At 61.9% G+C, this 11,296-nt stretch carries 11 protein-coding genes; 10 read left to right on the top strand and 1 reads right to left on the bottom strand.

The genetic code is table 11. The features are described from left to right. The first annotated feature begins 24 nt into the window (after positions 1–24). The 8 genes from HJ536_RS05700 (at position 25) to HJ536_RS05665 (ending at position 7,666) form a co-directional block, all read left to right on the top strand. Positions 25–966 (top strand): nucleoside hydrolase, encoded by a 942-nt coding sequence (locus tag HJ536_RS05700; RefSeq protein ID WP_177156990.1) that lies wholly within the window; start codon positions 25–27, stop codon positions 964–966. Next, positions 963–1,412, top strand: a complete 450-nt coding sequence (locus HJ536_RS05695) for a GNAT family N-acetyltransferase (protein ID WP_176854201.1) — start codon at positions 963–965, stop codon at positions 1,410–1,412. The genes HJ536_RS05700 and HJ536_RS05695 overlap by 4 nt, the downstream gene beginning before the upstream one ends. A gap of 78 nt (positions 1,413–1,490) precedes the next feature. Beyond that, positions 1,491–2,912 carry a protein adenylyltransferase SelO gene (locus HJ536_RS05690; RefSeq protein WP_177156989.1) on the top strand — a complete coding sequence of 474 codons (1,422 nt, stop codon included), beginning with the start codon at positions 1,491–1,493 and terminating at the stop codon, positions 2,910–2,912. Between the two features lie 128 nt (positions 2,913–3,040). Next, entirely contained in the window at positions 3,041–4,093 is a 1,053-nt protein-coding gene (locus HJ536_RS05685; RefSeq protein WP_177156988.1) for an AI-2E family transporter, read from the top strand. An 87-nt stretch (positions 4,094–4,180) separates the two neighbouring features. Continuing rightward, positions 4,181–4,594 carry a Fur family transcriptional regulator gene (locus tag HJ536_RS05680; protein ID WP_176854198.1) on the top strand — a complete coding sequence of 138 codons (414 nt, stop codon included), beginning with the start codon at positions 4,181–4,183 and terminating at the stop codon, positions 4,592–4,594. 84 nt (positions 4,595–4,678) lie between these two features. Next, positions 4,679–5,572 carry a DMT family transporter gene (locus HJ536_RS05675; RefSeq protein ID WP_177156987.1) on the top strand — a complete coding sequence of 298 codons (894 nt, stop codon included), beginning with the start codon at positions 4,679–4,681 and terminating at the stop codon, positions 5,570–5,572. Positions 5,573–5,608: 36 nt separating this feature from the next. Beyond that, the gene (eno, locus tag HJ536_RS05670) at positions 5,609–6,886 is read left to right on the top strand and encodes a phosphopyruvate hydratase (protein ID WP_176854196.1); all 1,278 of its coding nucleotides are present in this window, start codon (positions 5,609–5,611) and stop codon (positions 6,884–6,886) included. Between the two features lie 282 nt (positions 6,887–7,168). After that, a complete protein-coding gene (locus tag HJ536_RS05665) occupies positions 7,169–7,666 on the top strand; it encodes a DUF1097 domain-containing protein (protein WP_177156986.1) in 498 nt (165 codons plus the stop codon). A gap of 33 nt (positions 7,667–7,699) precedes the next feature. Here HJ536_RS05665 and HJ536_RS05660 read toward each other — a convergent pair whose 3' ends face one another. Then, the gene (locus HJ536_RS05660; RefSeq protein ID WP_177156985.1) at positions 7,700–8,815 is read right to left on the bottom strand and encodes an anhydro-N-acetylmuramic acid kinase; all 1,116 of its coding nucleotides are present in this window, start codon (positions 8,813–8,815) and stop codon (positions 7,700–7,702) included. A 64-nt stretch (positions 8,816–8,879) separates the two neighbouring features. Here HJ536_RS05660 and tyrS point away from each other — a divergent pair, with 64 nt between their 5' ends. Both tyrS and HJ536_RS05650 read left to right on the top strand, forming a co-directional pair. Continuing rightward, positions 8,880–10,130, top strand: coding sequence for a tyrosine--tRNA ligase (gene tyrS / locus HJ536_RS05655; RefSeq protein WP_177156984.1), 1,251 nt, complete (start codon positions 8,880–8,882; stop codon positions 10,128–10,130). Between the two features lie 381 nt (positions 10,131–10,511). Then, a complete protein-coding gene (locus HJ536_RS05650) occupies positions 10,512–11,267 on the top strand; it encodes a GNAT family N-acetyltransferase (protein WP_177156983.1) in 756 nt (251 codons plus the stop codon). The last annotated feature ends 29 nt before the right edge of the window (positions 11,268–11,296 follow it).

Here is an 11,296-nt window from a genome sequence, read left to right as displayed (position 1 = left end):
TGGCGGAACGTAGAAGGATGGCCCATGTCAGTGCGCAAAATCATCATTGATACCGATCCCGGTCAGGACGATGCCGTTGCCATTTTGCTGGCTTTGGCCAGTCCCGAAGACATCGAGGTCTTGGGCATTACCGCCGTTGCGGGCAACGTGCCGCTGCCCTTGACCCAGAAGAATGCGCGGATTGTGTGTGAGTTGGCAGGGCGGCCTGATGTGGCGGTCTATGCGGGCTGCGAGGCGCCCATTGCGCGGCGGCTGATCACGGCCGAGCATGTGCACGGCAAGACCGGCCTTGATGGTCCTGTTCTGCCCGATCCGGTGATGGCACTGGCCGAGGGGCACGGGGTGGATTTTATCATCGACACCCTGCGCCGCGAACCTGCGGGTACGGTGACGCTGTGTCCCTTGGGGCCGCTGACCAACATCGCAACCGCGTTTAACAAAGCACCTGATATCATTGAAAAGGTGCAGGAAATCGTCCTGATGGGCGGCGCCTATTTCGAGGTGGGCAACATCACCCCGACCGCCGAGTTCAACATCTATGTGGATCCCGAGGCGGCCAAGATCGTCTTTGGCTCGGGCGTGCCGATCACTGTGATGCCGCTGGATGTGACCCACAAAGTTCTGGTCACCAAGGAACGCAACGACGCCTTCCGCGCCCTTGGCACGCCTGTCGGGGTCGCCGTGGCCGAGATGACCGATTTCTTCGAACGTTTCGACAAAGAGAAATACGGGTCCCTTGGCGCGCCCCTCCATGACCCCTGCGTCATCGCCTATTTGATCCGGCCAGAGTTGTTCACTGGCCGCCATATCAACGTCGAAGTTGAAACCGCCAGCGAACTGACGCTTGGAATGACCGTTGCCGACTGGTGGCGCGTGACAGATCGCGCGCCGAATGCCATGTTCATGGGCGATGTGGATGCGCAGGGCTTCTTTGACCTGCTCACAGAAAGGTTGGCCCGTTTATGAGTGCGCAGCTCTCTTTAGCCTTTACCGAGGATTATCCCCGTCTGGCCCCCTTGTTGGAGGCGCTGGATGTGGAACGCGGTGTGGCCCACGACGCCCGCGCCCGCGAGGCGGCGATCATGCCCTTGCTCGAAGGGTCGCCTTTGGGCGCGGTCTATATCATTGGCCCGACCCGCGCGCCGATCGGATTCCTGATTATGACGCTGACGTGGTCGATGGATGACGGCGGGATCATGGCCTGTGTGCGCGAAATCTATGTGCGCCCTGCGGTGCGCGGCCGTGGCATTGCGCCGGAATCGCTGACCACCTTGGTTGCGCCCCTGCGCAGCGCGGGTGTGCGGGCGCTGGCCGTGGAACTGGACCTGACCAACAACGTCGCCCACGGGGTCTATGCCCGCGCCCTGTTCCAACCGCGCCCCGACGTGCGCATGATGGTACGAAAGCTGTAGGGCGCTTTTGCGGGGATGCTCTGGCAAAACCGGAGCACGCTGCATAGGTTTGGTCCCAAGCGACCCGAAGGAAAGCCCATGACCCTGCACATCCCCTTTGACAACAGCTATGTCCGCCTGCCCTCGCGGTTCTATGCCCGTCAGGTGGCGGCGGTGGCCTCTGCGCCCGAACTGATCGCGTTCAACGCCGGTTTGGCGCGGCAGCTGGGGATTTCGTTCGACGATGACACCGATGCACTGGCGGCGGCGCTGTCCGGTGCGGTGATCCCTGATGGCGCGGAACCGTTAGCCCAAGCCTATGCGGGACACCAGTTCGGGGGCTTTTCCCCGCAGCTTGGCGATGGTCGCGCGCTGCTGCTGGGTGAAGTCGTCGCCCCGAACGGCAAACGCTATGACATCCAGCTCAAGGGATCGGGCCGCACACCGTTCAGCCGCAATGGCGATGGCAAGGCGTGGCTCGGGCCCGTGCTGCGCGAATATGTGGTGTCCGAGGCGATGCATGCCCTTGGCGTGCCGACCACCCGTGCCTTGGCGGCCGTGGCGACCGGTGACAGCGTCATGCGTCACGCCATGCTGCCGGGAGCCGTGCTGACCCGCGTGGCCAGCAGTCACCTGCGGATCGGGACCTTCCAGTATTTCGCCGTCCGCGGCGACGTGGAGGCCCTGCGCACCCTGACCGACTTCGCGCTAGCCCGCCATTACCCCGAGGCTGACGGCCCCACCGGCCTGCTGCAAGCGGTGATCGACGCGCAGGTGAAACTGATCCCCCACTGGATGAGCCTTGGCTTCATCCACGGGGTGATGAACACCGACAACACCGCGATTTCCGGTGAGACCATCGACTATGGCCCCTGCGCGTTCATGGATGATTTCCACCCGCACAAGGTCTTTTCCTCGATCGACCAGCAGGGGCGCTATGCCTACTCGAACCAGATGCACATCGTGATCTGGAACCTTGCGCAACTGGCCAGCGCGCTGGTCCCCCTGAACGAAAACGAGGATGCCGCGGTCGAGGATTACACCGCCCGCATTCACGCCATGCCCGATCTGCTGGACGCTGAATGGCTGCGGGTGTTCGGCCGCAAAATCGGGATCGCCGCCGCGACCCCCGAGGACAAACCGATGATCGAGGCGCTGCTGGACCTGATGACCCATGATCGCGCCGATTTCACCAACACATTCCGCGCCTTGGCGGGCGGAACCGCGCGCGACCAGTTCGTCCAGCGGGACAAATTTGACGCGTGGCACGAAACCCACCAGCAGCGGATCGCCCGCGAACAGGACCCTCAGGCGCTGATGCGCAGCGTGAACCCCGTCTATATCCCCCGCAACCACCGGATCGAGGCGATGATCAACGCCGCCGTGGACGGGGATCTGGCGCCGTTCAAACGGCTGATGCGGGTACTGGCCGATCCCTTTACCCCGCAGGCGGGCGAAGAGGATCTGACCCATCCCCCCACCGCCGACGAAGTTGTGCACCGCACCTTTTGCGGGACCTGAACGCCGGAAATTCGCGCAAAATTCACGGCTAGGACGCGGCGACCATTGCTTTCGCGGGCACTCCCCTTACATCAAGGTCATTGTGACGGCACACTGCCGCCAAAGTGATACCGCAAGAGCATTAGGTAATGAGCCAGTTAGACCGGCCCTTTGTGACATTCGTCTATAGCGTGGCTCTGGCCATTATGCTGGGATACCTGCTGGTGATCGGCAAAGCCATTCTGGTGCCGATCATGTTCTCGATCATCCTGTGCTATATCCTGCTCGAAAGCGCCCATGCGATCGGGCGCGTTCCCGGTCTGGCGCGCAGTCCGTCTTGGTTGCGGCACCTGTTCACGCTGTTGGCCTTTGCCTTGATACTGCTGGCGCTGACCTCGATCACCACGACCAATGCGCAGGCGCTGGCCGAGCGTGTCCCCGAATACGAGATGCGCCTGAACATGTTCCTGAACAACATGGCCGAGCGTCTGAACCTGGGCGAAGAGCCCACTTGGGCCGCCCTGCGCAATATGATGGGCACGGATTTCAGCCTTGGCACCGCGACCACGACCCTGCTGGGGGTTCTGGCGAATTTCGGGACCAACATGTTTCTGGTGCTGCTGCTTTCGGCCTTTCTGATGCTGGAGAGCGCGGGCCTGAGCGCCAAGGTCACCCGCGCCTTTGAAACCCGCGAACAGTCTGACGCCATTATCGACATCTTTCACAAGATCAACCGCCAGATCGGCCAGTATCTGGCCGCGAAAACCGCGATCAATATCGGGTTGGCGGTGCTGTCGTGGATCGTGATGTTTGTGATGGGCGTCGATTTCGCGCTGTTCTGGGCCGTTGTGATCGGGCTTTTGAACTATATCCCCTATGTGGGCAGCCTGCTCGGGGTTCTGTTTCCGTCGCTCCTGAGCGTTGTGCAGTTCGGTGACCCCATGACCACCGTCTGGACTGCCACTGCGCTGACGGCTGCGCAAATGCTGATGGGCAATATTGTCGAGCCGCGCCTCTTGGGCCGTTTGGTGAACCTCAGCCCGTTTGTGGTGCTGGTGTCGCTGGTGGTTTGGGGCAGTCTCTGGGGTATTCCGGGGGCGTTTCTGGCGGTGCCCATGACCTCGATCTGTGCGCTGATCCTTGCCGGTTTTCCCGCGACCCGCTGGATTTCGGTTCTGCTGTCCACCGAGGGCAAGATCTGACCTTCCATCGCCGCACATTCCTGTGGCAATCTGCGCCCCACGGCGGTATGCGACCCGACCATCCAGAACTTACCTTTCGGGAACGGAATGACTGACAGCATCATCGAACGCTGCGAGGCCAAGGGCCTGCGCATGACCGGCCAGCGCCGCCTGATTGCCGATGTGCTCGAGGCCGCCGATGACCACCCCGATGTCGAGGAACTGTATGCCCGCGCCAACGCCCAAGATCCAAAAATCTCGCTGGCGACGGTCTATCGCACGGTCAAACTGTTCGAGGAATCCGGCATTCTGGAAAAGGTCGAGTTCGGCGATGGCCGCGCCCGCTACGAAGACGCCGAGCGCGAGCACCACGACCACCTGATCGACATGACCACCGGCGCCGTGATCGAGTTCTGCGATCCCGAAATCGAAGAGCTGCAAGAACGCATCGCGGCCCGCCTTGGCTACAAGCTCAAGGGCCACAAGCTGGAGCTCTACGGGGTTCCTGTTAAAAAGTCCTGATATAAAAAACACGGCGCATGATATTCCTTGCGTTTGCGCTAACATTTCAATAGGCCTTGGCCTGAATGAGGGGGAGAGGCCGCTTTGGATAACCTGCGCGGTATAGTTTTGCTTGTGTTCGCGATGGCCTGCTTCGCGATCGAGGATCTGTTTATCAAGACAGCCTCGGCCGAGGTTCCGTCGGGACAGATCCTTGCCCTTTTGGGGGTTGGCGGCACGATTTTCTTTGGGGTCTGGACCGTCGCCTCGGGGCAGCGCCTGTTCCAGCCCGCCGCCCTGCACCGCACGGTGATCCTGCGCAACCTTGGTGAAATGATCGGAACGATTTCATTCGTGACCGCGATCACCACCAGCGCCCTCAGCACCTCGACCGCGATTTTCCAGGCCGCCCCGCTGGCCACCACCCTGGCTGCCGCGGTCTTTCTGAAGGAACCCGTGGGCTGGCGCCGCTGGAGCGCGATTGTCGTCGGCTTCATCGGGGTGATGCTGATCATCCGCCCCGGATCGCAGGCGTTCGAACCCGCATCCCTGTTCGCCCTAGGCGCGGTGATCGGCCTTGCGGGCCGCGACGTGGCCACCCGCGTTCTGCCCAAAGAGGTCTCGACCCTCGCCATCTCTTGCTATGCCTTTGCGGTCGTCGCGATCGCGGGCGTGTTCCTGCAAGTCGTGGCCGACCAACCCATCACCTCCATGTCCGCCGCCAGCTGGCGCGATGTCGGTCTGGCGCTGCTGTTCAGCCTTGGCGGCTACTACAGCCTGACCGCCGCCATGCGCATCGGCGAGATGGGAGTCATCATGCCCTTCCGGTACACGCGCCTCATTTTTGCAATGATCATCGGTCTGACGTTTTTCAACGAACGACCTGATGCGCTAACATACGTCGGGGCTGCCATAATTATCACATCTGGGCTTTATACGCTTTTCCGTGAGCGCAAACAGCGCCTTAGACGCCTTTCCACCCCTTCCGGCACCCGCTAGAAGGCTTTCAAATCCAATCCATCGAGGGACTGTTCCATGAGCACCATCATCGATATCCACGCGCGCGAAATTCTTGACAGCCGTGGCAACCCCACCGTCGAAGTCGACGTCATTCTGGAAGACGGCACCATGGGCCGCGCCGCTGTTCCTTCGGGTGCATCGACCGGCGCCTACGAGGCTGTCGAAAAGCGCGACGGTGACAAGTCCCGCTACATGGGCAAAGGCGTTCTGGAAGCCGTTGCCGCTGTAAACGGTGAAATCGCCGAGAACATCGTTGGCATGGACGCCACCGAGCAAGAAGCCATCGACGCCGCGATGATCGAACTCGACGGCACCGACAACAAAGGCCGTCTGGGTGCAAACGCCATCCTCGGCGTGTCTCTGGCCGTTGCCAAAGCAGCTGCCGAATTCACCGGCCAGCCCCTGTTCCGCTATGTCGGCGGCACCGCAGCCCGCACCCTGCCCGTTCCCATGATGAACATCATCAACGGCGGCGAGCACGCGGACAACCCGATCGACATCCAGGAATTCATGATCATGCCCGTTTCGGCCGCGAACATCCGCGAAGCCGTCCGCATGGGCTCCGAAGTGTTCCACACCCTGAAAAAAGAGCTGCACGCCGCTGGCATGTCGACCGGTCTGGGTGACGAGGGCGGCTTCGCCCCCGAACTGGGCTCGACCCGCGACGCGCTGGACTTCGTTCTGAAGTCGATCGAAAAAGCAGGCTACAAGCCCGGCGAAGACATCTATCTGGCTCTCGACTGCGCCTCGACCGAATACTTCAAGGACGGCAAGTACGAGATGAAGGGCGAAGGCAAATCGCTGACCCCCGCCGAGAACGTCGAATATCTGGCCGACCTGTGCAACGACTACCCGATCATCTCGATCGAAGACGGCTGCTCGGAAGACGACTGGGAAGGTTGGGCGCTGCTGACCGAGAAACTGGGCAACAAAATCCAGCTGGTCGGCGATGACCTCTTCGTCACCAACCCCGCCCGTCTGGCCGAAGGCATCGAAAAAGGCGTCGCCAACTCGATGCTGGTCAAAGTGAACCAGATCGGCTCGCTGTCCGAAACCCTCAAGGCCGTCGATATGGCCCACCGCGCGCGCTACACCAACGTGATGTCGCACCGCTCGGGCGAAACCGAAGACGCGACCATCGCGGACCTCGCGGTTGCCACCAACTGCGGCCAGATCAAAACCGGCTCGCTGGCCCGTTCGGACCGGCTCGCGAAATACAACCAGCTGATCCGTATCGAGGAAATGCTGGGTGAGACCGCCGTTTACGCCGGCCGCTCGATCCTGAAGAAATAATCACCCCCACAGGTGATCCGACAGGCCCCGCCCGCACCCGCAGGCGGGGCCTTTTTCATTTCTTCACCCCGACTTCTTCTTGGTCAAAATACTCCGGGGGTCCGGGGGCAGCGCCCCCGGCGCTCTCCGCCCCGCACCACACGCCCGCCCTCCGCGACCGGTAACGCTGCAAATGCAGTTGCCACCAAGGTGGAATTCCCGTGTCCGGCTTTCTCTGCTTGGATTTTCACCAAGCGCACGGGAATTCATCACCCGGCGCCGAGTTCAAGGGAGGAACGAGTAATGAGTTTAATTAACGCGCTGGCGATCAGCATCGGCGTCCTTGCCGCGGTGGCCACTTGGCTGTGCCTTGGCACCACGTTCGGGCTTCAGGTCTGGGCCCTGTTCATCGGCTGGGGCAGCTTCTACCACACGGGCGGCGAGGTTTCCGGCCTTGGTAAATCCGTCGTCAACCATGTCTGGGGCGTGATCGTTGCGACCATCGCCCTCTTCATCGTCGGCACCGTGGCGGGCGACGTCATCGTAACCTCGATCATCGTCGGCGTTTCGGTTGTGGCGCTGGTTCTTGGCGCACATCTGCCGCTGCTGGCAACCATTCCCGCGGCGGTTTACGGCTATGCCTCGACGGCGGCATTCATGCTGCTGACCGGAGTGGCCCTGGCGGATATGGCAGCGATGATCCCCGCCGCTGTGACCGTTCTGGCCTCGCTGGTGATCGGCAACCTGTTCGGCTTGGTCTCGCAAAAGGTGGCTGGCGCCCTTACCGCAAAAGCAGCCTAAGAGACCACGGCGGGGCGCCCCTACAGCGCCCCGTCACTCGGGGATCAGCGCGCTCACCGTGGGCCGACTGATCGTCCCGCCGCCCACGGCCGCCGCCACACCTGTGGTCGACCGGCAAGAGGTCGGCAGCCCCTTGGCCACCCGCACCGCCAGATGGGCAAAGGCCTGAGCCTCGAGCATGTCGCCGTCCAATCCGGCCTCCTCGACAGGCTCAACCACTACATGAGCCTCATCCCGCAATGCATTCATAATGAATGCATTATTCCGTCCTCCGCCCGTCACCAACAGGCGCTCGGGCACCTCGGGGCAGTACTGCAAACCGGCCACCACAGACCGCACCGCCAGCAAGGTCAGCGTGGCTGCAGCATCCGCGTCGGACATATCCTGAACCCTTGGCATCACGTCGGCAAAGTCATCGCGGTCCAATGATTTCGGCGGAATACGATAAAAGAACCCGCGCTCCAGAACTTCGGCGATCAGGGCCTCGTCGGGCGTACCGCTGGCGGCCAACGCGCCATCCTCGTCATAGGCCAGCCCACGCCGCGCCAGCATCAGATCGTTCACCGGCGCATTCGCGGGGCCGGTATCAAAGGCCAGCAACGCGCCATCCTCTTCGGGCCGGTCAAAACGCGGGTCCACATAGGTCAGGTTCCCGACCCCGCCAAGGTTCAGGAACGCCACCGGCCCCGTGGCCTCGATGTACTTGGCGCAGGCGAAATGGAAGAACGGCGCAAGGGGCGCGCCCTCGCCCCCCAGTCTCACATCGGCACTGCGGAAATCCCAAACCACCGGATAGCCCAAAAGCTCGGCCAGAATTGCGCCATCTCCGCACTGGTGCGTGCCCCGACCGCGCGGATCATGGGCCAAGGTCTGACCGTGAAAGCCCCCCAGATCGATTCCCTTGAACGGCGCCATCACCTGCGCGTGGACGGTTTCCACGACCTCGGCGGCGTCCGCCACATCCTGATCCTGCCAGCGGCCGAACGCGGCGCGCAGAATCTCCCGCTGAGCGGGGGTGTATTCCTGATAGGCGCTTTCGCCGAACTCCAGAATTCTGTGACCATCACTAACAACAACCGCCGCATCGACCCCGTCCAGCGATGTTCCAGACATCGTGCCAAGGGCGCGCAGCGCACCAGATTGCTTCATGCGCTTTTCCTCTGCTCGCAACCGCTCTATAGAGTGCATCGCAACCGCAAAAGGGACAAGTGCAATGACTTACCATCCAAAGTCTGAATTCCTGCGCATCATGATCGAGCGTGGCTATCTGGCAGATTGCACCGACTATCAGGGCCTCGACGATGCTCTGATGGCGGGCGTTGTCCCTGCGTATATCGGTTATGACGCGACGGCGGCCTCGCTGCACGTGGGCCATTTGCTGAACATCATGATGCTGCGCTGGCTGCAGAAAACCGGCCATAAACCCATTACACTTATGGGCGGCGGCACCACCAAGGTGGGCGACCCCAGCTTCCGCAGCGACGAACGTCCCCTGCTTGGGCCCGAGCAAATCCAGTCGAACATCGACGGGATGAACAAGGTTTTCGCCCGTTACCTCGATTACAGCGATGCGCCGAACGGGGCGATCATGCTGAACAACGCGGAATGGCTGGACAGCCTGAACTACCTCGAATTCCTGCGCGATATCGGCCGCCACTTCAGCGTGAACCGCATGCTGTCGTTCGAATCGGTGAAATCGCGTCTGGACCGCGAGCAGTCGCTGAGCTTCCTCGAGTTCAACTACATGATCCTGCAGGCCTATGACTTCCTCGAGCTGAACCGCCGTTATGGCTGCGTTCTGCAGATGGGCGGCTCGGACCAATGGGGTAACATCATTAACGGGATCGACCTGACCCGCCGCGTGCTGGACCACGAGATTTACGGCCTGACTTCGCCCCTGCTGACCACCTCGGACGGCAAGAAAATGGGCAAGAGCCAGGGCGGCGCCATGTGGCTGAACGCGGAAATGCTGTCGCCCTATGACTTCTGGCAGTTCTGGCGCAACACCACCGACGCGGACACCGGCAAGTTCCTGAAGCTGTATACCGAGCTGCCCGTGGACGAATGTGACCGTCTGGGTGCGCTGCAGGGTTCGGAAATCAACGAGGCCAAGATCATTCTGGCCAACGCTGTGACCGCTCTGTTGCACGGCGAAGAGGCTGCCAAGGCCGCCGAAGCCACCGCCAAAGAGGTCTTTGAAAAGGGCATCGCCGGCGGCGACCTGCCCCGCCTGACCCTGACCGCCGAAGAACTGGCCGAGGGTATTTCGGTCGTGCAGATCTTCGTCCGCTCGGGTCTTGCGGCCACCGGCAAAGAGGCCAAGCGCCTGATCGCCGACAACGGCGCCAAGATCGACGACGAATCTGTCACCGACGCAGGCAAGCTGATCACCGCCGCCGATCTGGCCAGCCCCCTGAAGCTGAGCGCAGGCAAGAAGCGCCACGCCATCGTCGAACTGGGCTAAAACAGCCAATCCAGCAGGCTAAGCCCGCAAAACACGGGCACGGCCAGCACACAGAACACATACAGCGCCCCGATCAAAGTTGGTCGGGGCGCTGTTGCGTTTACCCCCATGACAAAGGTTTCGGAATTATTTCGCTTTTTCATGGCGCCATTAACCATCTGTTAGGTTTACGCATGGTTAATAGTGTTCATGACAACCGCATGGACCGACCGATCAGCCATCCCCCCGGCAAGCATTCCGGCCCCCATGCAGCAAAGCGCGGCATATCATAGAACCTGCGCAGCACTTGGTCATACAACTGTTTGCCTGACCCTGGGGGATGTCTCCGCACCCTCGGGTCAGGCACATATCCTTCTCCGGCGCTGGCCGGTTGTCGGGCCCGTGGCTTACCTCGCCCAAAGCCCCATCTGGGCGCCAGACCTATCGAGCATCCATAAAACGCAGGCCTTTCGCGATCTTCACAGGCTGCTGCGCAGACGCTACCGCACGGTAATCACCACTGGCAGCCCCTGCCCGCCAAACGCGATCCCGATCCTGACAGGCGCCACTTCGGCGCTCTGGGATCTGGGGCCGGACCTGCGCGCGAGGCTCCACCAGAAATGGCGCAACAGGCTGATGCACGCGGAAACGGCCAGCCTTTCCCTACGCCGCGAAACCCTGCCAGACCGCCCCGAGCACTGGCTGCTCAAGGTTAACGAAACCCAAGCGCACCAGCGCGGCTACCGCAGCCACCCGCCCGCATTCCTTAACGCATGGGCCCACGCCAACGGCCTCAATGCAGGCTTCATCCTGTCCGCTCACCACGAGGGCCACCGGATCGCCGCCATCCTGATCCTGATCCACGGCACCACCGCCACCTACCAGATCGGCTGGTCAAACCCGACGGGCCGCCAGACATCGGCCCACAACTTCCTGCTCTGGCACGCCGCCCGCACCCTGCAATCCACCGGCATCACCCAGCTTGACCTCGGCCTGATCGACACCCACCGCAGCCCCGGCCTTTCCCGCTTCAAACTCGGCACCGGCGCCTATGCACACCAATACGGCCCCACATCCCTGACCGCCCCCTTCACCCGCCTCTTTGCCAAACAGCAAAAGGGCGGACACATCGCTGCGCCCGCCCCTTCATCTTGGTAAAAATACCCAAAACGCCGCGACAGCGGCGC

The sequence above is a fragment of the Donghicola mangrovi genome (genome assembly GCF_013377535.1).
In the GTDB taxonomy this organism is placed as follows: Bacteria; Pseudomonadota; Alphaproteobacteria; order Rhodobacterales; family Rhodobacteraceae; genus Donghicola; species Donghicola mangrovi.
This window is presented reverse-complemented; position numbering and strand designations above follow the sequence as displayed.

Excerpts from the sequence above, each read along its gene's own strand:
- HJ536_RS05700 (WP_177156990.1), top strand. The coding sequence starts at position 25 with ATGTCAGTGCGCAAAATCATCATTGATACCGATCCCGGTCAGGACGAT.
- HJ536_RS05695 (WP_176854201.1), top strand. The coding sequence starts at position 963 with ATGAGTGCGCAGCTCTCTTTAGCCTTTACCGAGGATTATCCCCGTCTG.
- HJ536_RS05690 (WP_177156989.1), top strand. The coding sequence starts at position 1,491 with ATGACCCTGCACATCCCCTTTGACAACAGCTATGTCCGCCTGCCCTCG.
- HJ536_RS05685 (WP_177156988.1), top strand. The coding sequence starts at position 3,041 with ATGAGCCAGTTAGACCGGCCCTTTGTGACATTCGTCTATAGCGTGGCT.
- HJ536_RS05680 (WP_176854198.1), top strand. The coding sequence starts at position 4,181 with ATGACTGACAGCATCATCGAACGCTGCGAGGCCAAGGGCCTGCGCATG.
- eno (WP_176854196.1), top strand. The coding sequence starts at position 5,609 with ATGAGCACCATCATCGATATCCACGCGCGCGAAATTCTTGACAGCCGT.
- HJ536_RS05665 (WP_177156986.1), top strand. The coding sequence starts at position 7,169 with ATGAGTTTAATTAACGCGCTGGCGATCAGCATCGGCGTCCTTGCCGCG.
- HJ536_RS05660 (WP_177156985.1), bottom strand. The coding sequence starts at position 8,815 with ATGAAGCAATCTGGTGCGCTGCGCGCCCTTGGCACGATGTCTGGAACA.
- tyrS (WP_177156984.1), top strand. The coding sequence starts at position 8,880 with ATGACTTACCATCCAAAGTCTGAATTCCTGCGCATCATGATCGAGCGT.